Here is a 24,902-nt window from a genome sequence, read left to right on the forward strand (position 1 = left end):
GGAAACCGTTCCCCGGCCTCAGCCCACGTGGGCCGGCGGGGCGGGCTCTTCCTCGGTGAACTCGATCTCGGGCGGGGGAAGCCGGAACAGGCGGGTGAGGTAGGCCAGGTAGACCACGCCGACGAGGAGCCAGATCAGGCCGAGCATGATGGCGTTGCCGTCCAGCTTGGTGAGCAGCCACACGTCGACGATCGCGCCGATCGCCGGCGCCAGGACGTACGGCAGGATCCTCGGCCGGCGCCCCGCGCGGCGTTCGCGGAGGTAGAGGGCGATGACGCTGAGGTTGACGAAGGTGAAGGCGGTGAAGGCCCCGAAGTTGATGAACGACGTCGAGGTGGCGACGTCCAGGCGCAGGGCGATCATCCCGACGACGCCGGTGAGCAGGATGCTGAGGGCGGGCGTGCGGAACCTGGGGTGGATGTAGCCGAAGATCCTGCGGGGCAGGACCGAGTCGCGTCCCATGGCGAACAGCAGTCGCGAGGTGCTGGCCTGCGCGGCGAGGCCGGAGGTGAACTGGGCGATGACCAGACCGGCGAGGAAGACCGCCCCGAACAGGTTGCCGCCGATCGTCTTGGCGATCTCGGAGGCCGCCGAGGAGGAGTCGGCGAAGGTGCTGCCGGGATGCACGAGCTGGGTGAAGTAGGCGACGACGACGAAGATGGCGCCCCCGATGAGCGCGATGAGCAGGATGGCCCGCGGGATCGTCCTGGTGGGTTCGACGGTCTCCTCGGTGAGGGTGGTGACGGCGTCGAAGCCGAGGAAGGAGTAGGCGGCGATGGCGGCGCCCGCCGAGATGCCGGACACGGTCGTGGCCGGGTTGAGGAACGGGGCCGGGTCGATCAGCGCGCCCGCGCCCCGCGAGCCGACCACGTGGCCGATCGACAGCAGGACGAAGAAGACCAGGACCAGGATCTGGAAGACCATGAGCAGGGAGTTGGCCCTGGCGGCGACCTTGATGCCCAGCAGGTTGAGCGCGGTCGTCACGACGATGAAGGCCACGATCCACAGCCACGAGGGGACGCCGGGGAACTGCGCGGACAGGTAGGCGCCGCCGATCAGCCAGATGACCATGGGCAGGAAGAAGTAGTCGAGCAGGACCGCCCACCCGACGAGGAAACCCACCCGGGAGTCGATGGTCCGCCGCACGTAGGTGTAGGCGGATCCGGCGATCGGGTACGTCGCCGCCATCCTGCCGTAGCTGAGGGCCGTGAACAGCATGGCGATCAGGGCGACGGCGTACGCGGCGGCGGTCGCGCCGCTCGTCGTCTCGGCCACGACGCCGAAGATGCCGAGCACGATCAGCGGTGTCATGTAGGCCAGGCCGAACAGGACGACGGATCTGAGCGTGAGGGCTCGCCTCAAGGTCGGTTCGCTGGCTTGCATGGCGAGGTTCCTCCAAAGGGGATCAGTTGTCCGGTGGTTTCCAGCGCGCGGGGTCGATGCGCCCGCCGTACAGGGGGAGTTCGAGGGGATCGTCGGCGGGGCCGAACTGGTCCCACACGCGGTTGAGGCCCGCGGTGCCGTACCTGCGCACCCGCGTGACGTCGTCCAGGTCGAGGACGTCGGTGAGCACGGTGGGGGCCTCGCCCGCCTCGACCCTGACCCGGCCCTCGGGATCGACGACGAGACTGCGCCCGGTGCCGGTGGGGGCGGCCGTGTTGACGCTGACGACGTAGACCTGGTTCACGATCGCGTTGGCGCGCGCCAGCACCAGCTCCTGGGCGCGGTCGGAGGTCGTCGTCATGACCGGGTTGACGATGACCTCCGCGCCCATCCAGGCGAGATGGCGTGCGACCTCGGGAAACCAGACGTCGTAGCAGATCGCGAAGCCGACCCGGCCCGTCCCGGGGACGTCGAAGACCACGAAGCGGTCACCCGGCCGGTAGGGCTCGTACGGTCGCCAGGGGAAGATCTTCCGGTACGAGGCCGCGAGGCGGCCCTCGGGGGAGAAGGCCAGGGCCGTGTTGTACAGCGCGCCGTTCTCCCCGCGCTCGCACACGCTGCCGGGCACCAGCCAGATGTTCAGGTCGCCGGCGAGCTGGGCGAGCGCCTTCGACCGCGGCCCGTCCAGGGGCTCCGCGGACGCCTCCAGCTCCGCGTTCCTCCGGCGGGGCGGCGTCCGGGTGCCGTGCAGGTGCAGCTCGGGGAAGACGACGAAACGGGCCTCGGGAAAGCCCGCGACGAGTTCCTCGACCTCCCGGGCGAAATCCGAGAGCGAGGCGTCGATCGGATGAGGGGCCGCCTGGGCGAGCGCGACGGGAAGAGGGCGGGACACGGTTCACCTGTTTTCTGGCTTCCACGCTATGAGATGTGAAAATAGCTCATTCTGAGCATTTAAATCAATAGTGCTCAGAATGATCTATTTTTCGGCTAGTACGGTGTGGGCATGACGCCTGGCAGCCCCCTGACCGCGCTCAAAGCACCCGCCCTCGCGGGTATCCGCCGGCTCAACGCCCTGGACACCGTTCGCGCCCGCATCGCGATGGCCGTCGATCTCGGCCTGCTGAAGCCGGGGGAGCGGCTTCCCCCGACCGACGAGATCGCCCGTGCCCTCGGCGTCGGGGAGATCACGGCCCGGCGCGCCCTCGTCTCGCTGTGCGCCGAGGGCGTCCTGGAGCGGCGGCGCGGCCGGAACGGCGGAACCCTGGTGGCCCACCGGCCCGTCACCGGAGGGGTCATCGAGATCGAGGCGTACCGGTCGGCCGCGGACGAGGTCCATCGGCTGATCGACCAGAGGCTGCTGCTGGAGTGCGGGATCGCGCACCTGGCGGCGTCGAACGTGAGCCGGCGGCAACTGGAGGAGCTGGAGGAGCTCGTGGCGCAGATGGACCGGGTCTCAAGCTGGGCCGAGTTCCACACCTGCGACGAGCGGTTCCACACGGCGATCGCGGCGGCCACCGGCCTGCCGTCCGCGGGGGACCAGTACGGCCCGATCCTGCGGGAGCTCTACCGCTACTACCTGCCGTACCCGCTGGACTACCTGCGGGAGTCCAACGGCGAGCACGCCGAGCTCGTCGCGGCCCTGACCGGCCGCGATCCGCTGAAGGCGGTCGACGTCACGCGCCGCCACGTCGAGACGCTCCACCGGACCATGTTCGTCGGGCTCATCGGCCGTCAGCCGTCCGCCGACGTCCCGCCCCCGGCCGTGCCCTCCCCTGATGAGGCGGTCTCGGTTCCGGCCAGCGCGGAGTGCCGGTAGGAGTAGCCGAAGTACACGATCAGGCCGACCACGAACCACGCCGCGAAGCGCACCCAGGTCTGCCACTGCAGGAAGGTGATCAGCCAGAGCGAGAAGAGGACGCCGATCGCCGGCACGACCGGCATTCCGGGGCAGCGGAAGGTCCGCGGCAGGTCGGGCCGCCGGTAGTGCAGCACGATCACCGCCGCGCACACGACCACGAAGGCGAGCAGGATGCCGATGTTGGTCAGTTCCGCCACCTGCACGATGGGCAGGAACCCGGCCATGATCGCGGAGATGACGCCGACGATCCAGGTCACACGGGTCGGCACGTGCCGGGTCGGGTGCGTCTTGGCGAACCACTTCGGCAGCAGCCCGTCCCGGCTCATCGCGAACCACACGCGGGTCACCCCGAGCATGAAGGTGAACATCACGGTGAGGATGCCGATGATCGCCCCGACCGCGATCACGTTCGCCAGGCCGCGCAGGCCCACCGCGCTGAACGCGGTGGAGAAGCCGCTCTCCCTGTCGATCTCCGTGTACTTCTGCATGCCCGTCAGCACCAGGCAGGCCAGCACGTAGAGGACCATCGCGATGGCGAGAGAGTACATGATCGCCTTCGGCATGTGGCGCCTGGCGTCCCTGGACTCCTCCGCCGCGGTGCTCATGGCGTCGTAGCCGAAGACGGCGAAGAAGACCGTGGCCGCGCCGGTGAACGCGCCGCTGACGCCGTAGGGGAAGAAGGGGGTGTAGTTGGCCGTGTCGATGTGGAGGAAACCGACGACGATGACCACCAGCACCACGACGACCTTCAGCGCGACGACGGCCATCTCGAACCGGGCGGCGTTCCTCATGCCGAGGTTCAGCAGGTAGGCGATCAGCAGGCACAGCAGGGCGGCGATCAGGTCCACCTGGTGTCCCGCGCCCGTCCCCGGCGCTCCCAGCATCCACGCGGGAATCTCGACGCCCAGGGCGTCGAGCAGGAACGAGAAGTAACCGGAGATGCCGATGGCGACGACCGCGACGATCGCGGTGTACTCCAGCAGCAGGTCCCAGCCGATGAACCAGCCCACCAGTTCGCCGAGGACCGCGTAACCGTAGGTGTACGCCGATCCGGCCTTGGGGATGAGCCCCGCGAACTCCGCGTAGGAGAACGCCGCCGCCGCGCTCGCGATCCCGGCGATCAGGAACGACACCACGACGGCCGGACCGGCTATGCCGTTGGCGACGGCGCCCGCGAGGGTGAAGATGCCCGCGCCGATGATGCCGCCCACCCCGATCGCGGTGAGCTGCCACAGTCCGAGCACGCGGGTGAGCTGCTCACCCCCGGCCTCGGGTTCCTCCAGGTGCTCGATGGGCTTACGGCGAAGGACGCCCGATCCCGCCCGGAGTATGGCCATGACGCATCCCCTCAGCATGACGGCCGTGGCGGACCGTCTGGAGCCGCCATCGATCCTGACGGAGAGTTTTCCCCACTTCACTCACGGTGATGTCAGCGGCGCCGTCCCCGGATCATGCCCGGCCCGGACCGCCTCGACGGCCCCGTCCGCCGGCGCCGGCGCGACCCCGCCGGCCCGGGGGTCACGCCGGACGCTTCGCCCGGGCTCTCCCTCCTCTCCCGGGACGAGAGGAGGTACCGTCGTATTGTCGGACTCAGCCACCGGGGGGAGCCGCTATGTCAAGCGATCCCGATCACGTGCTCGACGCCATCGACGGGGTCGTCGACGAATGGCTCGCCATGAGCGACGATTCCATGCGCTGGGCACCACCTGAGAAGATTCCGCCGAAGGCACGGCTCACGCTGCCGACACCGCCCCTGCCGCATGTCCTCGAGGACCTGCTGCAGGAGGTCGGCACGCAGGCGCACACCGCCCTGGAGGCGTTCCGCCCGCTGGGGGAGGGGGTGGTCGGCGCCTTCACCGCGTTCTTCGACAGCTCGCCCGTACGGCACCTGATCGAATTGGCCAACCCGTCTGAGGAGCACGCCTCTCCCGGCGAGGCCGAACCCGGCGAATCCCGGCCCGGGCCGTCACCCGGGGAGCCGCCGGAGCGGTGATCGCGGGTGTCCCGTGACGTCTCCGGGACGCCGGTCACGAACGCCGGCGCGGCCATGAACGGATCTACAACGTAAAGGGCAAGTGCCGGACACCGGAGGTTCTCCCTTGCTTGCGGATCGCGTGCCGGAACGCGTGGGTCCTTGCCCTTCCGGTGGTCGCAGGACCAAGATCGGTGGCGGCTCTACGGCGAGGCGGGCATCGCGCGGGTGACGCGCGGTGGGCCGTCCGGCCGGACGACGGTCACGCTCTCCGGCGATGAGGGCGGCCTTTCACCGCATTTTTCTCTCTTTGCAACCCGCCACGGGTAACGGATCGGTAATGCCGCACTGTCAGTAGCCCCATACAGCGAGTGACTTTCGTCAGGCTGGGGGAGATCAGACGTGAAACGGGAGGCGAGATGCACAGTGAGCATGATCGGACCCACGGCCACGGCCTGGAGGTGAGACCGCGAGGCCGCATGCCGTACAGCGAGTCGCGAGGGGTGCCGTCGCCCGCGCCGGCCGGGTCACCGGCCGGTCCGACGGAGACGCTGGTCTGGCCGATCGAGTCACGGGCATGCCCGGCTGACACACCGGTCGGGCCACGGCCGTCCGGTGAGCCGTCACGGGCCGAGGCCGCCGACGAGACGGAGGACGCCCCCGATCCGTTCACGCGCCGGCCCTGGGCGGGCATCGAGAGCCGGCCGTTCTCCATGCCCCCGCCGCCGGGCCGGTGGGATCGGCCGTGGTCGCAGATCTCGCGCGGCCGGCTCGTGAGGCCCGTGCTGATCGTCGGTTTCCTCGCCGCGGCCGGTACCGGCGTCTGGTTGTACGGCAGGCCCTCCTCGCCCGACTCGTCCGCCGTTGAGGCGGCTCCCGCCGCCCGGGGCCCCCTCGCGGGACGTGACAGCGTGAGCGAACCCCCCTCAGGGACGACGCGGGGCACCTCCTCTCCTGCCCCGCGGACTCCGGCCTCGGCGGCGCCCGAGCCGGGCCACAAGGCCTCGGCCGGGCGTGGGCAGGGGAGGAAGTCCGTGCGCGGCTGGAGGTCCGAGACCCCGCTCCCGGCGAGGCCGTCCCATGCCCTCGCCGCTCCCGGTGGGAAAGAGGGCCGGGGGAGTCAGGAGGAGAGGCATCGGGAGCGGCGCAGGACCCCGAAGGTCACCGCGAGGCCCGGAGCCGTCGAGAGCGCCAGGTCGCCGCGGGCGGAGGAAACCCGGAGCGCACCGCCCCCCAACGCCAGGACCGTGCCGTCCGGGAGGGCCCGGAGCGCGCCGGACGCGAGGGCAAGGACCTCGCCGCCCGCGAACGCCAGGACCGTGCCGTCCGAGAGGGCCCGGGCCACGCCGGACGCGAAGGCCGGGACCGGGCCGTCCGCCAGAGCCAGGACCGCGCCGCCCGCGAACGCCGGGCCGAGGTCGTCGCAGGCGCCCGCGGCGCCGAGGGCCAGGGTCCCGGCGCCCGCCGGCGGAAACGAGAGCCGGGCGGCCGACGGCGGCGCCGCCTACGCCTGCCGGCATCTGAGTCCCGGAGACTGGCGCTACGCCTACTGCGTGCAGGTGTGGAACAACTACAGCAGGAGGAGCGGCACGCCCTGACCTCGCGCCGGGTCAGTACCGGCCGCTGCGGCGCATGGCGCGCGGGCGTCCGTCGGGGTCGCACACGAGCCGGTAGAACGGGGCGGCCCAGGCGACGGTCCAGGGCGACATGCGCGAGGTCTCGTAGAGCCGTAGCCGTCCGGGCGGGCGCGGCCCGTGGCGGCCCTCCGCGTGCCAGCGTTCGAGGGCGGCGGCCGAGTCGGCGAACGCGGCGAAGAAGGCCTTCGGGTCGAGAAGATCCTCATCGGAGGAGCCGGTCAGGTCGAGGTGCTCTTGCGCGAGGGTCAGCCGCAGGTCGCGGGGGAAGCGGCGCGCGCCGTCCCCGTGGCCTCCCGGGTCCAGGGGCTCCCGGCCGTCGAGGGTTTCGTCGAGCACCGCGCAGGTGAGCTCGGAGTCGTAGGTCCAGGACCGCCGGTTGAAGTTGTCCGAGCCGATGGTCGACCAGGCGTCGTCGATGACGCAGACCTTCGCGTGGACGTAGATCGGGACGCCCTCCCGGTTCTCGACCCCGTACACCGCGACGCGGTCTCCGCCCGCGCGCTTGAGGATGGAGAGGGCCTGGTCGCGGCCCAGTATCTGGGGAGTGGCGCTGAGCGCGCCGTCCTGGTCGGGGTGGAGCGGCAGGACATTGATCATCAGCAGGTCCGGGTTGGCCTCCAGCGCCTCGGCGAAGGACTCCGCGACCTGGGGCGACCACAGATACTGATCTTCGATGTAGATGAGGGCGCGGGCGCGGCGCAGGGCCTTGAGGTAGCCGCGGGCGACGCTGCGCTCTCCTTCGGGGGCGAACGGATAGCGGGTCCGGCGGTGGGCGTAGGTCCGCAGGAGCTGTACGGCATGCGGCCCGCGGGCGGGTGGATCGGGGAACTGCGGCGGCAACGGATCGGGCAGGGTGTCCTCGTGGCGCAGCAGGTCGGCCAGGCGGTGCAGGGGGTTGCGGGTCAGCGGCTGGGGATCCTCCCAGCGCTCCCTGAACACGGCTTCGACGTCGCCGACGGCCGGCCCCTGGATCGCGGCCTGGACGTCGTGCCACGGCGGGCGGGCGCCGTACACCTTGGCCATGGGGGCGGACTGCGGGTCGCCTTTGTGCGAGGAGTCGTCGCGGCGGCCCCAGCACAGGTCGATCCCCCCGACGAAGGCGATGTCGCGTTCCGGTTCGGCGCGGTGCCGCAGCACCACGAGTTTCTGGTGGTGCGATCCGCCGGGCGGGACGCGCATGTCACGCAGGCACTCTCCGCCGGCGGCCTCGATGTCCTCCCCGAGATGGCGGTTCTCGGCCTCGCTGAAGCGGAGCCGGTCCCAATGCGAGCGCCACAGGAGGCCCTTCACCACGACCCCGCGTCGCGCGGCCGCCGCGAACACCTGGGCGACCTCCGTGCCGGGGCCGTCCAGCCTCTGGGTGGGATCACCGCGCCAGTCGGTGAACAACAGCAGGTCTCCGGGGCCCAGTTCGTTGACGCGGGCGAGCAACTCGGTGAAGTACGGCGCGCCGTGCGGGATGGGCCGTACCGTGTTGCCGCCCGACCAGGCCACCCCGTCGTCATGCCGGGCATCGATTCCGGACGCCGGGTTGCCACGCTCCTTACCGTTAAGAAACCAGTCGTTTGTATTCATTAAGTGCGCTCTACCCGGTTTTTGCCAGATTTCACGCCGCGGCTTTGACGATCGGGTGGCCTCCGGCGGGCGAGGGAGGACGCACGACATCGTCACGAAAGCTTGATGGGGGATCGACGGACTGTCACGCTGGCCCCCATGGCAGCATTCGCTGGGAACAAGATCGAGGCGTTCGTCGGGCCGACGGAGCTCGGGGCGGCCGACGACCTCGAAGGTGTGATCGTCGACTTCATCGGCGGCGCCCGCCACTCGCTGGACATCGCGGTCCAGGAGCTGGACTCCGAACCGATCGCCCAGGCGATCCTCGACGCCCGCTTCCGCGGGGTGAGCGTCCGCGTAGTGCTGGAGCAGGACTACCTGCTCACCGCCAAACTGCCCGTCGTCACCGCGCGCGCCGGAGAGGACGAGGCGGCGGCGCGTCGTCGCGTCCAGTGGGGCGAGGAGCCCGGCGCCCGCAGCCTGGAGGCCAACCGGCGGATCCTGGCGGCGCTGCTGCGGTGCGGCGTCGACGTCAAGGCCGACTACAACCCGGCGATCTTCCACCAGAAGTTCGTCGTCCGCGACTACCGCGGCCGGACCCTCCCCACCTCGGCCATCCTGTCCGGGTCGGCGAACTTCACCGACACCGACTGCCACCGCAACCTCAACCACCTCGTCGTCTTCCACGACGCCCGGATCTGCGACGAGTACGGCACCGAGTTCGACCAGATACGGGCAGGCCACTTCGGCAGGGGCGTCCACGGCAAGGTTCCCGCCGCCTACAACCTCGCCGGCGTCCCGGTGAAGGTGCTGTTCGCCCCCGATCACGCCCCCGAGCTTGAGATCATGAAGCAGATGCTCAAGGCCGTCCGGCGCGTCGACTTCGCGATCTTCACCTTCTCCGGATCCTCCGGCATCGACGACGCGATGATCGCCCTGGCCGAGGCGAAGCGCGTCGTCACCGGTGCGATGGATCCCGGGCAGGGCGCCCAGAAGTGGGCCGCCACCCATGACCTGGACCGCGCCCACATCGAGCTCTACTTCCCCAGGCGCGGCGCCGCCTTCGGCAAGCTCCACCACAAGCTCATGGTGATCGACGAGGCCGTCGTCGTCGCCGGATCGTTCAACTACACGGCGCCCGCCAACAACTACAACGACGAGAACATCTTCGTCATCGGCAGCCCGTACCTCGACCTGCCCAAACGCGAGGGCGGCCCCGTCGACCCCGACGCGTGCGCCGAACTCGCCCTGTTCTTCCGCACCGAGATCCAGCGCATCGAACAGGCCGGCGAACGATTCATCGGCGAGCCGTAGCCGTCACACGCCCGGCAGGGCGATGGCGGTGATCACCAGGCCGTCGGCGACCAGCCAGCGCCCGTCGAAACCGGTCAGTTCCCGGCCGTCCACCAGGGGGCCGGGGACGAGGAGGCGGGCGGTGAAGGTGCCCGAGGGGGCGAGGGTCACGTGGGCCTCCTCGAAGCCGAGCCAGCGTCCGGCCAGCGGGAACCACGCCTTGTAGACGCTCTCCTTGGCGCTGAACAGCAGCCGCTCCCAGTGGACCTGGTCGCCGAGCCGGGCCAGCTCCTCCCGTTCTTCCGGCAGGGCGACGACGCCCAGGACGCCGTCGGGAAGGGGCTCGTGAGGTTCGGCGTCGATGCCGACGGTGAGGGCCTCCAGGGACACGGCGGCGGCGCGGTATCCGTCGCAGTGGGTGATGGAGCCCACCACCCCGTCGGGCCACCCGGGAGCGCGGTGCTCACCGGGCAGGATCGGCACCGGGGGCAGTCCGAGCCGGGCCATGGCCTGGCGGGCGCAGTATCGCGCGGTGGTGAACTCGCGCCGCCGCCTGTCCGCCGCGCGAGCGACGACGGCCTCCTCCTCGGGGAACAGCATGACGCCGGGCGGATCGCCGAAGGTCTCGGCGCTCGCCACCCAGGGCGGCAGGATCTTCTCGATCATGTGGCGGACCGCGGCGCGGGCAGGATCCGGCGGAGTTGGCCGGGGGCGGTGGGACGGGGCCGCCATTCGCGGGGGTATCCCAGGGAGACCTCCTCGAAGCGGACGCCGTCGTACGAGGTGGTCCGGGGAATGTGCAGGTGGCCGTAGACCATCGTGTGCACGTCGAAGCGCAGGTGCCAGTCGGCGGTGCGCTCGGTGCCGCACCAGATCGCGAACTCCGGGTGGCGCAGGACCAGCGTGGGGTCGCGGACCAGCGGGTAGTGGTTGACCAGCACCGTGGGGACGCCGGGAGGGCGCGCTTCCAGGCGGCGCTCCGTCTCGGCGACCCTGGCCTCGCACCAGGCGTCCCGGGAGGGATAGGGGTCGGGATGGAGCAGCATCTCGTCGGTGCAGACCACGCCCTTGTCATAGGCCAGGGCGAGTGCCTCCTCCTTGGTCGCGACGCCGGGCATGCGGAAGGTGTAGTCGTACAGCACGAACAGCGGAGCGACGGTGACCGGCCCGCCGGGGCCGGTCCAGGTCGGGTAGGGGTCCTCGGGCGTCACCACCCCCAGGTTCCGGCACACCTCGACGAGGTGGCGGTAGCGCTCCTCGCCGCGCAGCTGGACCGGGTCGCTGGGATGGGTCCACAGCTCGTGGTTGCCCGGCGCCCACACCACCTTCTCGAACCGGTCGCCGAGCAGCCGCAGCGCCCATTCGACGTCGGAGACCTTCTCGGAGACGTCTCCGGCGACCAGCAGCCAGTCGGAGGCGGAGGTGGGCCGCAACTCCTCGACGATGCGCCGGTTCTCCTGGTAGCCGATGTGCAGGTCGCTGATGGCCAGCAGCGACGTCATGCGCGGACCGTCCCGGCCGGCTCGGTGGCTCTCCCGGTCACGGCCGCCCGGTGGCCGCCGCGTGCCACCCGGGGGACCGGTTCGCCTGATGTGTTCTTCTCCGGCACCGCCGCCTCCGTCCCACCCGATTCTCCGGGCATGGTCATGAGTTCGTCGTCGAGCACATGCACCCTCTCATGCCGGCCTCCGGAAGGCATATACGGCTCCGGAGACCGGCCCCGCCGAGGGGGTCGCCGGTCGTCCCTGCGGGCGCGGGTCCGGCGTGCCCCACTTTTCGGCGCGACCTGTTCGCCACCGCTCACGTGACCGCAGAGAACCGTAATCAACTGGTATCCATGAGTGACGTCATACCCGTGCGCCTGGCAGGAATGGAAGCGATTCTTAACCCATGACCACTTTCACAAGCACGCCGATGTGCTGCATCGCGCCCCCCGATCTCCTCAACGCGGTCGTCGAACACGGCAGCCCCGAAGAGCAGGAAGCGGCGCTCAGGACCCTGGACGTGTCGGACGCCGGCCGAGCGCAGCGCTCCGCGGTCGCGGGCCTGTTGCGGAGCAATCTCACCATCGCCGATGTGGCTCCCGCCCCCGGGATGGTCCGGACGGTCTACGACGCGGAGAACGGCGGTGACTTCCACCTTCCCGGACGGAGGATGCGAGGAGAGGGCGATCCGCCGGTCACCGACGAGGCGGTCAACGACGCCTACGACGGTTCCGGCGCCACCTACGACTTCTACCGGGAGATCTTCGGGCGCGACAGCATCAACGGGCTGGGCCTGGAGATCGTGTCCTCGGTCCACTACGGGCTCGCCTACGACAACGCCGCCTGGACCGGCTTTCAGATGATCTACGGCGACGGCAGCGGGAAGATCTTCGTCAAGGGGTCTCTCGCGAAGTCGATCGACATCATCGCCCACGAGCTGACCCACGGCATCACCCAGTTCACGGCGCAACTGGAGTACAGGAAGCAGTCCGGAGCCCTGAACGAGTCCTTCTCCGACGTCTTCGGCTCCCTGGTGAAGCAGTACGGCCGCGGGCAGACGGCGGACCAGGCCGACTGGTTGATCGGCGAGGGCATCCTGGGCACCGCCCTGCAGGGGACGGCCCTGCGCTCGATGAAGGCGCCGGGCACCGCCTGGTCGACCTCCGGAGGGGGAGACAACCAGCCGGCGCACATGCGCGACTACGTCGACCTGCCCGACGACCGCAACCCCGCGAACGACCACGGCGGCGTCCACATCAACTCCGGCATCCCCAACCACGCCTTCTACCTCGCGGCCACCGCCATCGGCGGCCACGCCTGGGAGATCGCCGGCCGGATCTGGTACGTCACGCTCACCGAGCGGCTCGGGCCGCGATCCGATTTCGTGGAAGCGGCCGAGGCGACCGTGGAGGTGGCCGGAGAATTGTTCGGTGGCGACGGCGACGAGCAGAAGAAGGTGCGGGGCGCATGGCAGCAGGTCGGAGTCCTATAAAAGGCATTCATCTAGGATTATGCCTATGAAGGTGTCGATCGTACGCGGTGGCGGTTTTGCTGGCCTTGTCACGATCACTACGGTGGACTCGGCGTCGTTGACGCCCGGGGACGCCGCGACGCTGCGGGCCAAGGTGGAACAGGCCGGCTTGTCGGAGCCGCCGGGGCGGGAGGGCGGCTCACCCCCGATGCCCGATCGCTTCGACTACGAGGTGACGGTGGAGGACCGGGGCCGTGCGCACACGGTGCGCGTGAGCGAGCAGGACCTCTCCGCTCCGCTCCGTTCCCTCATCGCGTACGTGGACTCGCTGCCCGGGCGGCAGGAACGGGTCGGCCCGCCCGGCTGATCGTCTGTGTGGCCTCCGTCCCCGCGCCGGCGTTCCGCGGGGACGGAGCGGCCCCGGCGGAGGCTCCCGGCGGCGTGGGCTCGATGTGGGCTCGGCGGTGTGGACTCTGGCGCCCGGAGGCGTGTGGCGGGCGGCCGGCGACGGAGTGGACGTCCGAGCCGGTCTCGTATGTCAGTGGTGGCGCATATACCTTTTTGTCCGGCCGTGATTGCGCGAGAAGCGCCACAGCCCATGTCTTGACGTGATTTTTGCTGGAAGAAACTCGACGTCGCCGCCCTGATTCTGGTGTAGGAATTCTCTGTCGTGATTACCTCGATGTGATGGTCCACCGGTAAGCGCAGGTCATACGGGCAGCGGAATTTTCAACGTTCGCCGGTTTTGTCATGTCTTGACGGCAATTATCTTCATATATGGATTAATGCCGTGCGTGAATTCACATTGGTGGGGGAGATATTCCGATATACGGAGGTGTGTGTGAAAGGCGTCATCGTCATCGCCGCTGTCGCGGCTCTAGCGGCGGCGGGGCTGGCACCCCCCGCGCAAGCCTGGCGGGTGCACGCCGAGCCCGGTGTGAAGACCGAATACGTCGTTCTCTACAGGAGCGGCGTCAGCGCCACCGCCGCCCGGCAGGCCGTGAGGTCCGCGGGCGGGACCATCGTCAGGGAGAACAGCGCGGTCGGTGTCGCCACGATCACCACGACGAACGCGGACTTCGCCGACGCGGTGCGCGGCAGCGGCTCGATCGAGGGCGTCGCCCACAATCGCTCCATGAGCGGTACGCCGGCCCCCCAGCGGCAGGCCGGCGTGCGCCGGGCCGTCAAGATGGGGGCGGTGGAGAGGGCAGGTCACGGCGCCCCGGCCGACTCCGCCTCGGGTGAGACGCGGGGAAGACCGCTGAGGATGCGGTCCGGCAAGCCGCTGGGCATGCGGTCGGGCAGTCCGGCGAATCCGGCACCCGCCGCCGAGCCGCTGTCAGAGCTGCAGTGGGACATGAAGCAGATCCACGCGACGGCCGACGGCGCCTACCGGGAGCACCAGGGCGACCCGGGCGTGCTGGTCGGCATCCTCGACACCGGGGTGGACGCCTCACACCCCGACATCGCACCGAACTTCAACCACAAGCTGAGCCGTAACTTCACCGTCGACATCCCCGTCGACGCCAACGGAAAATCGCTCGACGGTCCGTGCGAGGCGGAGCCGGACCGTTCCTGCAACGACCCGGCGGATGTCGACGAGCGAGACCACGGCACGCACGTGGCGTCGTCGATCGCCTCCCCGATCAACCGGCTCGGCATCGCGGGGGTGGCCCCCAAGGTCTCGATCGTGAGCCTTCGCGTCGGTCAGGACTCCGGCCTCTTCTTCCTGCAGCCGAGCGTGGACGCGCTGACCTACGCCGGCGACGTCGGCATCGACGTGGTCAACATGAGCTACTACATCGATCCGTGGTTGTTCAACTGCACCGACAACCCGGCCGACTCCGCCGCCGACCGGCTGGAGCAGGTCACGATCATCAAGGCCACCCAGCGGGCGCTCACCTACGCCCACGACAGGGGTGTGACCCTGATATCGGCCGCGGGCAACGGCTCCACCGACTACACCAGGGAACTCACGGACGCGTCCAGCCCCGACGTGGCCGGCATACCGGGGGAGGCCCCCTACTCCCGCAAGATCACACCGAGCTGCCTGTCCATGCCGACCGAGGGCGACCACGTGATCTCGATCTCCTCGACCGCCATCAGCAAGCGCAAGGCGTACTACTCCGACTACGGCGACGGCTACGTCGACCTCGCCGCGCCCGGCGGGGACGTCTTCGACACCGCGGCCGGCACCCATGATGTCTCCAGGGCGACGCTCGCGGCCTATCCCAAGGCGATGGCCGAGGCGCGTGGCCAGCTCAAGCCCGACGGCACGCCCAAGGTCACCAGCGTGATCCGTGACTGCAGGGGCACCGTCTGCGGCTACTACCAGTATCTCCAGGGAACCTCGATGGCGGCGCCGCGCGCGGCCGGGGTGGCCGCGCTGATCGTCAGCAGGTTCGGCCGTCCCGACCCGGTGCACGGAGGCAAGACGCTCGACCCTGCCGTGGTGGAGGACCGCCTCCGAAACTCCGCGACCAGGATGTCCTGCCCCACCGTGTCAGCCTCCACCTACACCAGGAAACTCTCGGACGCCACTGTGACCGAGAAACAGGTCTGCGAGGGCAGCGGGCCCCGCAACGGTTTCTACGGTTCCGGCATCGTCGATGCCCTGAGAGCCGTCCACTGACCCGAATCCGGCGGGACGCATACGTCCTCTGGTAGGCGGGGGCGCTCAGCCTGGATGGCGCATGATCGTTGGAGGATGTGCCGGTGCCGACCGGCTGACGACGGGACCTCGAGCGGGTGGGCGATATGCCAAATGAATCACCAGGCACAGGCCCAGAACGTCACCGGCGCCAGGAGGCCCAGGGGCGGGGGGCGTCCATGAGCGTGAGGACGCCCCCCGCCGCTGCTATCGGGTCGTGCAGACGCTTCCGTTGAGGGTGAAGGTGGCAGGCAGCACGTTCGGGCCGCTGTAGTTGCCGACGAAGCCGATCGTGGTCGACGCGCCGGTGGGTAGCGAGCCGTTGCCGGAGTCGTTGACGACCTTGACGTCCTGCTCGTTCTGCGTCCAGACGGCGCTCCAGCCGCTGTCCAGGCGCTGCCACGTCCTGGGCCAGTTGAAGTTCAGGGTCCAGCCATTGATCGGCGCGCCGTGGTTGGTGATGTCGATGGCACCGACGTAGCCGCTGCCCCAGTCGGACTGCTTGGTCAGACGTACGGAGCATGAACTGGAAGCGGGCGTGCCGGTCGTGAACGTCAGCGGCGAGGAGGGCGACGAGACGCCACCGCCGCTGTCCCGTGCGATCACGTTGACCGTGTGGCGAGTGCCCGGCCTCAGGTTGTTCGCGGTGAACGAGGTGCCTGCGGTCTCGCCGATCTGCTCGCTGACGGCTCCGTTCTGGCGGTGGATCTCATACTTCACGATCGGGCGCGCGCCGGCGGAGGCGGCGGGCCAGGAGATCGTGGCGGCCCTGTCCGTCACGTCCGAGGCCGTCGGCTGCCCCGGCGTGCCCGGCAGTCCGACCTGGGCGGAGGCGGGACGCAGGACGATCGTGGTCAGTGAGAGCGGTGGCAACGCCTGGCTGATCGCGCTGCCCGTGGCCGAACTGGCGATGCTCGTGGCGCCGTTGGTGTGGGTCAGCACGGTGGGAGCCCCGGACGCCGGGCTGAAGCCGGAGTAGCCGATGGTGACGGGGTAGGACGTGTCGGACGAAGTGTTGATCAGCAGGACGGCCAGATCGCCGTTGGGACGGCGCGCGGCGTGTGCGCTGACCTTCGCCTGGTCGGTTGCGGCCCGGATGAACCGGTCGCCGGGGCGGGCGAACCTGCTCACCATCTGGAGCGCGTAGTACGGCGCGAAGGGTGTGTTCGCCGATGGTTCGCAGACGCTGCCGTCGGAGGTGCACGCCCCGCTCGACAGCAGGCCGAAGTCGCCGTAGTCGGTGTGCCCCTCGACCTGCGTGACGTTGCCGATGCCGTTGTGGACGTTCCACCAGTCGACCGTGAACACCCCCTGAGCCAGCAGCGTCGAGTAGGCGTCGGCGGCGGCCAGCGCACCGGGCTGGGTCGTCGTGCCGTTGCTGCTCGACCCGGTGTTGAATTCGGTCATCGCGATGCCGATCCGCTCGGAGCCCGGCCCCGCGTACTTCGCGACCTGCTGACGGGTGAGTTGGATCATGTCCGGAATGTGCGCGGTCCTGTCGAAGGCGCCGGGGTACCAGTGCAGGATCACAAAGTCGATCTTCGACCCGGCGGCGGCCAGGACGACCTCGTTCCAGGTTCCGCTGTCGCCGTCGGCGATTATCCCGTCGGGCCAGTTGGCCGGCGTGGTCAGCACCGCGCCGATCTTGATGGTCGGGTCGACGGCCTTCATCGCGTCGGAGTAGGCCACGACATGGCGTGCGTACTCGGCAGGGCTCTTGTCGGCGTGGTTGTCGGCCTCCCAGGCGGAGCCGTAGCGGCCGTTGCCGTAGTTCTCGTTGCCGATCTCCCAGTATTTGACGCCGTAGCCCTTGGTGATGTTGGCGTGCCGCACCCAGGCCGCGGCCTCTTCCGCCGTGCCGGTGCCGTAGTTGGCGGTCACCATCGGCTGCGCCCCGGTGCGCCGCACGCCGCGCATGAAGGTGTCGAAGCCGGTGTTGGGAGCCACGTAGCCGCCGGGAGCGGTGTGGTCGGCCCAGTGGTAGATGTCGGAGTACGAGCCGCCGGGATAGCGCAGCAGCTTCATGCCCGCCTCCTTGAGCAGGTCGGCGGTTTCGTCGGTGCCCAGCCGGCTGTCCCAGATCGCATGGTTGGTACCGATGCCGGTTTCGGGGACGGTGGCGAGCGCGGCGCGGGCGTTCACGGTCACCGCGACCGGGGCGACCTCGTCGGCCCGCGCCGCGGGGACGTTCAGGACGGTCAGCGTCAGCAGGACGGCGGACGCGGCCCGTAACAGAGTTCTTGGCATCGGTGCACCTCGCAACGGATAGTGGCGTTCACTCGACACCCCCTCCCTGACCCGGAGGCAACATGATCGTGGGTGGTCGCCTCATATCCGTCAACAGCCGGTGAAACTTTCAGACTCCAGCCCGCTCCGGTGAAGTGATGACAGTCACGAGCCGACGTAGGCGGCATGGGCCTCGGAAATTTTTCGCGGGATCTGTCACAACCCGGAGGTCCGTCCTGTCTTAGCCGGCGACCGAGGGCGAGCAAGGGCCCCGGCGGACAGGAAGGCTCATCATGAAGATCGTGGTAGTTGGCGGGACCGGCCTCATCGGGTCGAAGCTCGTGGCAAAGCTGGGGGCACGATCCCGTGGTTCCGTCTCGCTCAGTGGTCGAGGACGTGGAGGGACTGCGAGCTCCCGCTGAGCCGCCGCGCCCCGGTGGGGGTGCACACCACGACGTCGGCCACCCGCGCGCCGAACAGGTCGGGCAGGTAGATCGCCGGTTCGACGCACACCGTCATGCCGGGCGCGAGGACGGTCGGGTCACCGGGTGCGAGCCACGGGCCCTCGTCGTGGCCGAGGCCGACACCCCGCCCCAGCCGCTCCGCGGCGTAGTGGCCGTAGCCGCTGTCCTCGATCACCTCCCGGGCGGCCCGCCCGGCCTCCGCCGCCGGCACGCCGGGCCGCAGCGCGTCGAAGGCGGCGCGCTGCGCGGCGAGGACCACCGAGTACATCGCCTCGAAGTCCTCGGGGGGCTCGGCCACCGCGAACACGCGGGCGACCTCCGCGTAGTGGTCTCCCCACCTCCCGCACACCGAGACCAGGAGCGCGTCGCCCGGATTGATCACGCGGTCGCACGGCACGTGCCCGGGGACGGCGCTGTGCTCGCCGGCCGCCACGAGCACCGACCGCACCTCCTCGCACCCCGCCTCGATCATCATGGCCCACAGCCGTCGCGCCATCGCGCGCTCGGTGGCCCCGAACCACGCCGGCTCGCGGGCCATGAGCAGGACCGCGTCCGCCGCCGACGCCGCGTGTTCCGACGCCGAGACCTCCGCGGGCCCCCTGTTCAGCCGGAGCGGGGCGAGCACGGCCGACGCCAGCACGAGTTCGGCCTCCACCCGCAGCGAGAACAGCTCCCCGGCCCGCATCTCGGGATCCACCCCGACGCGGCGGGCGGAGACGGGGACGAGCGCCGCCGCCTCCAGCGGGCCGGTCGCGACGGCGGGAGGGCCGTCCATGGTCACGACGAGATACCCGTCGCCCCGGCCGCCCAGGTAACGGAAGTCGGGGGAGGGGCGCAGGATCAGGGCGTCGATCCCCTCCTCGGCCATCCTGAGGAGCACCTCGTCGATCATGCAGGTTCGTGCAGCCAGCACGCGACCGGGCCGAAGTCGGGCTCGCGCTCCCGGCAGACGTCCATCGCCACCGGGCAGCGCGGATGGAACCGGCAACCGGACGGCGGGTCGGCCGGATCGGGCACGTCTCCGGGGAGTTCCGCCGGCAGCACCCCGGCGCCGTCGGGGGAGGGGATCGCGCCCAGCAGCGCCTTGGTGTACGGATGACGGGGATCGGCCCACACCTCGGCGGTACGGCCCACCTCCACGATCTTCCCGAGATACATCACCGCGATCCGGTCGGCGATCAGCCGTACCACCGACAGGTCGTGACTGATGAAGAGCAGACCGGCGCCCGAGGAGACCGCGAGGTCCCGCATCAGCCTGGCCACCTGCGCCTGCGCGGACGCGTCGAGCGCGGAGATGGGTTCGTCGCCGATCAGCAGGGACGGCCGGGCGGCCAGCGCCCTGGCGATCGCGATCCGCTGCCGCTGGCCGCCGGAGAACTCGTGCGGGTGACGGCCGGCGAAGTCGCGGGGCAGTCCGACCCGCTCCAGCAGGTCGGCGGGGGTGGTCGTGGTGTCACCTGCCGTGCGCAACCCGTCGGCGATCTGCGCGCCCACCCTCCGCCGCGGGTTCAGCGAGGCGTAGGGGTCCTGGAAGACCATCTGGATCCCGGTCAGCGACCGGTTCCTGCGACGCAGGCCGAGCGGGGTCACCGGGTGCCCGTCGAAGGTGATCCTCCCGGCCGCGGCGGGGTTGAGCCCGCACACCGCGCGGGCCAGCGTCGACTTGCCGCACCCGGACTCGCCGACGAGCCCGACGACCTCGCCCGCCGCCACGGTCAGGCTGGCTCCGGCCACGGCGCGCACCAGCGGGCGGCCGGGAGTGCGGTGCTCGACGACGAGATCGTCCACGGTCAGCAGTGTCATGAGGTCTCCCCGGGCAACGACTCCAGCAGGGCGCGGGTGTAGGGGTGGCGCGGGTCGCGCAGTACCTGACCGCGCGGGCCCGTCTCCACGACCAGGCCCTCCTTCATCACGCTCACCTCGTCGGCGATCGCCGACATCACGCCGAGGTCATGGGTGACGAGCAGTACGGCCAGGTCCAGGTCGTCGCAGAGGCCGCGAAGCAGCCGCAGCACCCCGGCCTGGACGGTCACGTCGAGCGCGGTCGTGGGCTCGTCGGCGATGAGCACCTTCGGCGAGCAGGCCAGCGCGATCGCGATCGCGATGCGCTGGCGCATGCCGCCGGAGAACTGGTGCGGGTAGCGGTCGATCGCCGCCTCGGGAGCGGGGATGCGCACCTGGCCCAGCAGTTCGACGGCCCTGGCCCGCGCCTGTTTCCTGTCGAGGCCCAGGTGGTGACGCATGTGCTCGGTGATCTGGCGGCCGATCGAGAGCATCGGATGCAGGCTGGTCGCCGGATCCTGGAAGATCATGGCGATCTCGCCGCCGCGCACCGCGTTGAGCTCCTTGAGCGGCATGGCGAGCAGGTCGCGCTCTCCCAGCGTGATCCGGCCGGTGGCGCGGGCTCCGTGCGGGAGCAGCCCGAGCACGGCCAGGCCGGTCATCGTCTTGCCCGAGCCGCTCTCGCCGGCCAGGCCGTGCACGCGTCCGGGTCGCAGGTCGAGGTCGACGCCGCGCAGGATCTCCTTGTCGCCGATGGAGACCTTCAGATCGGAGATGGCGAGAAGGGTCAAAGCGCACGCTCCTTGATGGCGCGGGCCGTCCGCGGGTCGAGGGCGTCGCGCAGCGTGTCGCCCAGGAAGTTGAAGGCCAGCACGACCGTCAGGATGGCCAGGCCGGGGAAGGTCGCCACCCACCAGCTGTCGAAGACCTCCACGCCGGAGGCGACCATCGCGCCCCACTCGGGAGACGGCGGCTTCGCGCCGAGGCCGAGGAACGACAGGCCCGACAGCAGCAGCAGCGCGGTGCCGATGTCGAGGGTCGCGAGCACCAGGATCGGCCCGGTGACGTTCGGCAGCACGTCCACCCGGAGCGAGCGCCAGGCGGAGAAGCCGAGCAGCCGCCCGCTCACCACGAACTCGCGCTCGCGCACGCCCAGCACCAGACCGCGGGTGACGCGGGCGTAGGCGGGCCAGGCGACGACGAGTACGGCGAGCACGGCGTTGCTGAGACTCGCGCCGAGCGCGGCGGCGACGACCATGGCCAGGATCACGGTGGGGAAGGCGAAGACGAGGTCGGCGAACCGCATGATCGTCTCATCAACCCATTTACCGAAATATCCGGCGCAGGCTCCGAGGAGGCCGCCGATCAGCACCGAGAGCGCGACCAGCAGCAGTGTCAGGGGGATGGACAGCCGCGCGCCGTACATCACCCTGCTCAGGATGTCCCGGCCGAGCTGGTCGGTGCCGAACCAGTGGCCCGGGCCCGGCGCGGCCAGCCGCGGCAGGTCCTGGGCGAGCGGGTCGTGCGGTGCCAGCAGCGGGGCGGCCAGCGCGATCACGATCCAGGCGACCGCGATCACCCCGCCGACGATCGCCAGCGGCTGCCGCCAGGCTTGGGGGAGTTTCACTGGAGTCTCACTCTGGGGTCGATGACGCCGTACAGCACGTCGACGATCAGGTTGATGACGAGGTAGACGCCGCCGACCACCAGGCCGACGCCCATCACGGCGGGCAGGTCGAGGGTGGTCGCGCTCTTGTAGGCGTACTGCCCGACCCCCGGCCAGGCGAAGATCGCCTCGACGAGCACGGTGCCGGACAGCAGGCTGCCGAAGGCCAGGCCCGCGACCGTGATGATCGGGACCAGCGCCGAGCGCAGCACGTAGCGGAGCAGGATCACCCTGGGGGGCAGGCCCTTCGCCCTCGCGGCGCGCACGTAGTCCTGGCCCAGCACCTCCAGCACCGCCGACCGGGTGAACCGGGTGAGCAGGCCGATGGTGTAGAGGGCCAGCACCAGCGCGGGGGTGATGAGGTGGCCGACCGCCGAGGAGAACACGTCCCACTGTCCCGAGAGCACCGAGTCGATCGTGTACAGCCCGGTGACGTGAGGGGGAGGGCTCATGCTCGGGTCGATGCGACCGCTGCCCGGAGTGATCTGCAACCGGTAGAAGAAGACGTAGAACGCCATCAGCGCCAGCCAGAACGTCGGCACCGAGATGCCGATCAGGCTGAGGACCCGGAGCAGGTGGTCGGAGAGCCGGTCACGGCGCAGCGCCGCGATCACGCCGAACGCCACGCCCGTCACGAGGGAGATCAGGATCGCCGCGCCGGCGAGTTCGAGCGTGGCCGGCACGAACTCCGCCAGGTCGTCGAGGACCGGGCGGTGGCTCTGCTGGCTCGTCCCGAGGTCGCCGTGGAGGATTCCCTCCAGGTGCAGCAGGTACTGCTCGGGGAGCGGCTTGTCCAGGCCGTGCTCGGTCCGCCACTGCGCCACGATCGCCGGGTCGCCGAGGGCCCGCTGGCCGAGGTTGGCCGAGACGGGGTCGCCGGGGACCAGGTTGGTCAGGACGAAGGTCACGAGTGTGATGCCCACGGCCAGCAGCAGCGCGGTGAGCACCCTGCGAACCAGGAAGCGCACCAGCGGGCTCCGCCTTCCGGCGCGGCCGGTACGGCCCGGCTTCCGCGGGTCCGTACCGGCCTTCAGGTCCTTACTTGGCACCGAGGTCGGCGACATCGACGGTCCACACCGGGTGGTACTCCAGACCGGTGACGGACGCGGCCGTCACGATGTTCTGGCTGGGCTGGATCAGGGGGACGAACGGGCCCGAGGCGTTCAGCTTCGTCTGGAGGTCGGCGTAGGCCTGCTTCCTGGCGTCGTCGCCGATGGTGGTGGCCGCCGCGTCGCCGGCCGCCTCCAGGTCCTTGTCGGCACCGGCCTTCCACCCGGCCCGCAGGCCCACGACCTTGCCCGGCAGGAACGCCAGGTAGTCGCTGGGGTCCGGATAGTCGGGACCCCAGTACCACAGGCCCAGCTCCTCCTTGCCGTTGCGGTAGTTGTCCAGGGCCGTGGTGACCGGCGCGGGAGTGAGCTCCACGGTGATGCCGACCTCCTTGAGGTTGGCCTGGATCCGCTCGGCGAGGGGCTGGAAGGACAGGCCGTTGACGGTCAGCTCGCTGGGGTACTCCAGCTTGACCGTCGGGCTGGTCACGCCGCTCTCCTTGAGGGCCGCCTTGGCACCCTCGACGTCACGCTTGGCCGCGGCCTCCGGAGGAAGCGCGCCCAGGAACATCGAGGGGATCACCCCGGGCGCCTGCACCGAGCCCTCGCCCGCCAGCTCCAGCAGCCCGTCGTAGTCGATGCCCTTACGGATGGCCTCGGCGAACTTGGGGTTGGAGGTGACCTTGCTGACCGAGGGGTCCTGGTTGGCGAGCAGGAAGATCACATTCGCCGAGGCCGTCTTCGTGACCTGCAGGTCGCCCGAGATGCCGGCGACCTGGTCGCCGGAGAGGTTCAGCGCGACCTGGCTGTCGCCCCGCGCGATGTTGAGCTTCTGCGTCGCGGCCTCGACGTTGCGGATCACGACCTTGTCGTAGAACGGCTTGTCCGGGCCCCAGTACTTCGGGTTGGCCTTGAGCACGACCTGGCTGCTGACGTTGAACGACTCGATCGTGTACGGTCCCGAGCCGGCCGAGTCGGAGTTGAGGTACTGCTCGGCCTTGTCGCCGGTGTCCGCGGTGGCGCCGTGCTCCTTGGCGACCTTGGAGTTGAGGATGCCCAGCGCGGGGTTGGGCAGGATGTAGGGCAGCGCCGGGTTGGCGTTCTTCGACGTCAGCGTGATCGTGTCCGCGTCGGTCTTGGACACCTTCACGCCGTCGAGCAGGAACGACGGCGTGCCCTTCATGTCGCGCACGCGGTCCAGCGAGAAGACGACGTCGTCGGCGGTGACCGGCGAGCCGTCGGAGAAGGTGGCGCCCTGACGGAGCTTGAGCGTCAGGGTCTTGCCGTCCTTGGACAGCTCGAACGACTCGGCGAGGGCCGGCACCGGCTTGGTGACGTCGGAGCCCTCGAACGTGAGGAGTGTCTCGTAGGTCGCCTTGTCGATGGTCAGGCCGGTCGGCTCGTAGGTCCGTCCGGGGTCGGCCGTCTTGAGGTCGAAGGAGGTGTCGATCACGAGCGTCTTGGCGGCGGCGGTGCCACCGCTCTGGGACGTCGTGGACGAGCCGCCGCTCGAGCAGGCGGCGAGGGCGAGGGCGCCGGTGAGCAGCACCGGCAGCAGGGCTGCCTTCCCTCCGGGGCGCCGTGAACGGATCGCCATTCTGTGTCCTCCGAAATATGCCATGTGGGCGTTTAGTCGCCGATGGCCATGGATTCTCCGGCAGAACGTCCAGCTCATGGGGTTAAGCTGGGACAAATATGGCTCAGGAGGTATTGGGATGACCGAAACGTCAAGGGGCTCGGTTCACGAAGGCGGTCAACCTGGACGGATCGGCATCGGCCTGGAGCTCGACGCGACACATTTGAAGATCCTTGAGGTGCTGCGCGAGAACGGGAGGATCTCCGTGGCGGCCCTGGCCGAGCGGGTCGGCATCTCTCGGGCGAACGCCTACACGCGCTTCGAGGCGCTGCGCGCCGACGGCGCGATCAAACGGTTCACGGCCGAGATCGACCACGTCCGCGCAGGTCTCGGCATCACCGCGTTGATCTTCGTGACCGTCCGGCAGCAGATGTGGCGCCAGTTCCGCGCCCAGCTCGCGACGATGCCCGAGGTGGAGTACTGCGCGATCACGACGGGCCAGCACGACGCGATGATCCAGGTCCGCGTGACCGACGTCGCCGCCGTGCACGCGATGGTGACCGACCGGCTGGCCAACATCCCGGCGGTCAAGGCCACCGAGACCGTCTTCATCCTGGACGAGGTGCTCAGGCGGCCCTACGTCCTGCCGAGCGACCGCGGCCCCAGCCGGTCCGTCCGCCGTCCGGCCGCCGACCCCGTGGGGAACGCGGGGGGCCCGGGTCACCCGGCGGGGTCCGGGGGATCCGGGGAGGACGTCCCCTTGGGCATGATGCGTTTCGTGGGGGCGGCCGAGGGCCGCGCCCAACTCCAGCGGGACGCCTGAACCGTCCTTCCCGC

General features: G+C 70.0%; 21 protein-coding genes. 8 read left to right on the plus strand and 13 right to left on the minus strand.

Going from position 1 to position 24,902, the window contains the following annotated elements; all coding sequences use genetic code 11:
- Positions 1 to 18: 18 nt before the first annotated feature.
- Both J2853_RS07785 and J2853_RS07790 read right to left on the minus strand, forming a co-directional pair.
- Entirely contained in the window at positions 19 to 1,383 is a 1,365-nt protein-coding gene (locus J2853_RS07785; protein ID WP_307556286.1) for an APC family permease, read from the minus strand.
- A 22-nt stretch (positions 1,384 to 1,405) separates the two neighbouring features.
- Complete coding sequence (locus tag J2853_RS07790; RefSeq protein ID WP_307556287.1) at positions 1,406 to 2,275, minus strand: carbon-nitrogen hydrolase family protein; 870 nt, start codon at positions 2,273 to 2,275, stop codon at positions 1,406 to 1,408.
- 111 nt (positions 2,276 to 2,386) lie between these two features.
- Here J2853_RS07790 and J2853_RS07795 point away from each other — a divergent pair, with 111 nt between their 5' ends.
- Positions 2,387 to 3,199 carry a FadR/GntR family transcriptional regulator gene (locus J2853_RS07795; protein WP_307556288.1) on the plus strand — a complete coding sequence of 271 codons (813 nt, stop codon included), beginning with the start codon at positions 2,387 to 2,389 and terminating at the stop codon, positions 3,197 to 3,199.
- Here the strand turns inward: J2853_RS07795 and J2853_RS07800 are convergent.
- The gene (locus J2853_RS07800; protein WP_307556289.1) at positions 3,115 to 4,578 is read right to left on the minus strand and encodes an amino acid permease; all 1,464 of its coding nucleotides are present in this window, start codon (positions 4,576 to 4,578) and stop codon (positions 3,115 to 3,117) included. The genes J2853_RS07795 and J2853_RS07800 overlap by 85 nt on opposite strands.
- 275 nt (positions 4,579 to 4,853) lie before the next feature.
- Here J2853_RS07800 and J2853_RS07805 point away from each other — a divergent pair, with 275 nt between their 5' ends.
- On the plus strand, positions 4,854 to 5,234 hold the full coding sequence (locus J2853_RS07805; protein WP_307556290.1) for a hypothetical protein: 381 nt from the start codon (positions 4,854 to 4,856) through the stop codon (positions 5,232 to 5,234).
- 398 nt (positions 5,235 to 5,632) lie between these two features.
- Positions 5,633 to 6,811 (plus strand): hypothetical protein, encoded by a 1,179-nt coding sequence (locus tag J2853_RS07810; protein ID WP_307556291.1) that lies wholly within the window; start codon positions 5,633 to 5,635, stop codon positions 6,809 to 6,811.
- Between the two features lie 12 nt (positions 6,812 to 6,823).
- Here the strand turns inward: J2853_RS07810 and J2853_RS07815 are convergent, their stop codons facing one another.
- Positions 6,824 to 8,425: a phospholipase D family protein gene (locus J2853_RS07815; RefSeq protein ID WP_307556292.1), complete on the minus strand. Its 1,602-nt coding sequence runs from the start codon at positions 8,423 to 8,425 to the stop codon at positions 6,824 to 6,826.
- 138 nt (positions 8,426 to 8,563) lie between these two features.
- Here J2853_RS07815 and J2853_RS07820 point away from each other — a divergent pair, with 138 nt between their 5' ends.
- Positions 8,564 to 9,718 (plus strand): phospholipase D-like domain-containing protein, encoded by a 1,155-nt coding sequence (locus tag J2853_RS07820; protein WP_307556293.1) that lies wholly within the window; start codon positions 8,564 to 8,566, stop codon positions 9,716 to 9,718.
- A 3-nt stretch (positions 9,719 to 9,721) separates the two neighbouring features.
- Here J2853_RS07820 and J2853_RS07825 read toward each other — a convergent pair whose 3' ends face one another.
- Positions 9,722 to 10,363: a 4'-phosphopantetheinyl transferase family protein gene (locus J2853_RS07825; protein ID WP_307556294.1), complete on the minus strand. Its 642-nt coding sequence runs from the start codon at positions 10,361 to 10,363 to the stop codon at positions 9,722 to 9,724.
- Positions 10,360 to 11,199 (minus strand): metallophosphoesterase family protein, encoded by an 840-nt coding sequence (locus J2853_RS07830; RefSeq protein ID WP_307556295.1) that lies wholly within the window; start codon positions 11,197 to 11,199, stop codon positions 10,360 to 10,362. The genes J2853_RS07825 and J2853_RS07830 overlap by 4 nt, the downstream gene beginning before the upstream one ends.
- Before the next feature lie 388 nt (positions 11,200 to 11,587).
- On the opposite strand from J2853_RS07830, the gene J2853_RS07835 reads away from it, so the two are divergent.
- From J2853_RS07835 to J2853_RS07845, 3 genes are all read left to right on the plus strand, one after another.
- The gene (locus J2853_RS07835; RefSeq protein WP_307556296.1) at positions 11,588 to 12,673 is read left to right on the plus strand and encodes a M4 family metallopeptidase; all 1,086 of its coding nucleotides are present in this window, start codon (positions 11,588 to 11,590) and stop codon (positions 12,671 to 12,673) included.
- 25 nt (positions 12,674 to 12,698) lie between these two features.
- Positions 12,699 to 13,019: a protealysin inhibitor emfourin gene (locus tag J2853_RS07840; protein ID WP_307556297.1), complete on the plus strand. Its 321-nt coding sequence runs from the start codon at positions 12,699 to 12,701 to the stop codon at positions 13,017 to 13,019.
- Positions 13,020 to 13,493: 474 nt separating this feature from the next.
- Positions 13,494 to 15,284 (plus strand): S8 family serine peptidase, encoded by a 1,791-nt coding sequence (locus J2853_RS07845; RefSeq protein WP_307556298.1) that lies wholly within the window; start codon positions 13,494 to 13,496, stop codon positions 15,282 to 15,284.
- 225 nt (positions 15,285 to 15,509) lie between these two features.
- Here J2853_RS07845 and J2853_RS07850 read toward each other — a convergent pair whose 3' ends face one another.
- From J2853_RS07850 to J2853_RS07880, 7 genes are all read right to left on the minus strand, one after another.
- Positions 15,510 to 17,549, minus strand: coding sequence for a cellulose binding domain-containing protein (locus J2853_RS07850; protein WP_307556299.1), 2,040 nt, complete (start codon positions 17,547 to 17,549; stop codon positions 15,510 to 15,512).
- 360 nt (positions 17,550 to 17,909) lie between these two features.
- On the minus strand, positions 17,910 to 18,905 hold the full coding sequence (locus J2853_RS07855; protein WP_307556300.1) for a M24 family metallopeptidase: 996 nt from the start codon (positions 18,903 to 18,905) through the stop codon (positions 17,910 to 17,912).
- Positions 18,881 to 19,795: an ABC transporter ATP-binding protein gene (locus J2853_RS07860; RefSeq protein WP_307556301.1), complete on the minus strand. Its 915-nt coding sequence runs from the start codon at positions 19,793 to 19,795 to the stop codon at positions 18,881 to 18,883. Before J2853_RS07860 ends, J2853_RS07855 begins: the two co-directional genes overlap by 25 nt.
- Positions 19,792 to 20,565, minus strand: coding sequence for an ABC transporter ATP-binding protein (locus J2853_RS07865; protein WP_307556302.1), 774 nt, complete (start codon positions 20,563 to 20,565; stop codon positions 19,792 to 19,794). The genes J2853_RS07860 and J2853_RS07865 overlap by 4 nt, the downstream gene beginning before the upstream one ends.
- Positions 20,562 to 21,401: an ABC transporter permease gene (locus J2853_RS07870; RefSeq protein WP_307556303.1), complete on the minus strand. Its 840-nt coding sequence runs from the start codon at positions 21,399 to 21,401 to the stop codon at positions 20,562 to 20,564. Before J2853_RS07870 ends, J2853_RS07865 begins: the two co-directional genes overlap by 4 nt.
- A complete protein-coding gene (locus J2853_RS07875; protein WP_307556304.1) occupies positions 21,398 to 22,408 on the minus strand; it encodes an ABC transporter permease in 1,011 nt (336 codons plus the stop codon). Before J2853_RS07875 ends, J2853_RS07870 begins: the two co-directional genes overlap by 4 nt.
- A 70-nt stretch (positions 22,409 to 22,478) precedes the next feature.
- Positions 22,479 to 24,086, minus strand: coding sequence for an ABC transporter substrate-binding protein (locus tag J2853_RS07880; protein ID WP_307556305.1), 1,608 nt, complete (start codon positions 24,084 to 24,086; stop codon positions 22,479 to 22,481).
- A 118-nt stretch (positions 24,087 to 24,204) separates the two neighbouring features.
- Here J2853_RS07880 and J2853_RS07885 point away from each other — a divergent pair, with 118 nt between their 5' ends.
- Entirely contained in the window at positions 24,205 to 24,888 is a 684-nt protein-coding gene (locus J2853_RS07885) for an Lrp/AsnC family transcriptional regulator (RefSeq protein WP_307556306.1), read from the plus strand.
- Positions 24,889 to 24,902 lie beyond the last annotated feature (14 nt).

The sequence above is a fragment of the Streptosporangium lutulentum genome (assembly GCF_030811455.1).
GTDB lineage: Bacteria > Actinomycetota > Actinomycetes > Streptosporangiales > Streptosporangiaceae > Streptosporangium > Streptosporangium lutulentum.

Excerpts from the sequence above, each read along its gene's own strand:
- J2853_RS07785 (WP_307556286.1), bottom strand. The coding sequence starts at position 1,383 with ATGCAAGCCAGCGAACCGACCTTGAGGCGAGCCCTCACGCTCAGATCC.
- J2853_RS07795 (WP_307556288.1), top strand. The coding sequence starts at position 2,387 with ATGACGCCTGGCAGCCCCCTGACCGCGCTCAAAGCACCCGCCCTCGCG.
- J2853_RS07800 (WP_307556289.1), bottom strand. The coding sequence starts at position 4,578 with ATGGCCATACTCCGGGCGGGATCGGGCGTCCTTCGCCGTAAGCCCATC.
- J2853_RS07805 (WP_307556290.1), top strand. The coding sequence starts at position 4,854 with ATGTCAAGCGATCCCGATCACGTGCTCGACGCCATCGACGGGGTCGTC.
- J2853_RS07810 (WP_307556291.1), top strand. The coding sequence starts at position 5,633 with ATGCACAGTGAGCATGATCGGACCCACGGCCACGGCCTGGAGGTGAGA.
- J2853_RS07815 (WP_307556292.1), bottom strand. The coding sequence starts at position 8,425 with ATGAATACAAACGACTGGTTTCTTAACGGTAAGGAGCGTGGCAACCCG.
- J2853_RS07820 (WP_307556293.1), top strand. The coding sequence starts at position 8,564 with ATGGCAGCATTCGCTGGGAACAAGATCGAGGCGTTCGTCGGGCCGACG.
- J2853_RS07825 (WP_307556294.1), bottom strand. The coding sequence starts at position 10,363 with ATGATCGAGAAGATCCTGCCGCCCTGGGTGGCGAGCGCCGAGACCTTC.
- J2853_RS07830 (WP_307556295.1), bottom strand. The coding sequence starts at position 11,199 with ATGACGTCGCTGCTGGCCATCAGCGACCTGCACATCGGCTACCAGGAG.
- J2853_RS07835 (WP_307556296.1), top strand. The coding sequence starts at position 11,588 with ATGACCACTTTCACAAGCACGCCGATGTGCTGCATCGCGCCCCCCGAT.
- J2853_RS07840 (WP_307556297.1), top strand. The coding sequence starts at position 12,699 with ATGAAGGTGTCGATCGTACGCGGTGGCGGTTTTGCTGGCCTTGTCACG.
- J2853_RS07850 (WP_307556299.1), bottom strand. The coding sequence starts at position 17,549 with ATGCCAAGAACTCTGTTACGGGCCGCGTCCGCCGTCCTGCTGACGCTG.
- J2853_RS07860 (WP_307556301.1), bottom strand. The coding sequence starts at position 19,795 with ATGACACTGCTGACCGTGGACGATCTCGTCGTCGAGCACCGCACTCCC.
- J2853_RS07880 (WP_307556305.1), bottom strand. The coding sequence starts at position 24,086 with ATGGCGATCCGTTCACGGCGCCCCGGAGGGAAGGCAGCCCTGCTGCCG.
- J2853_RS07885 (WP_307556306.1), top strand. The coding sequence starts at position 24,205 with ATGACCGAAACGTCAAGGGGCTCGGTTCACGAAGGCGGTCAACCTGGA.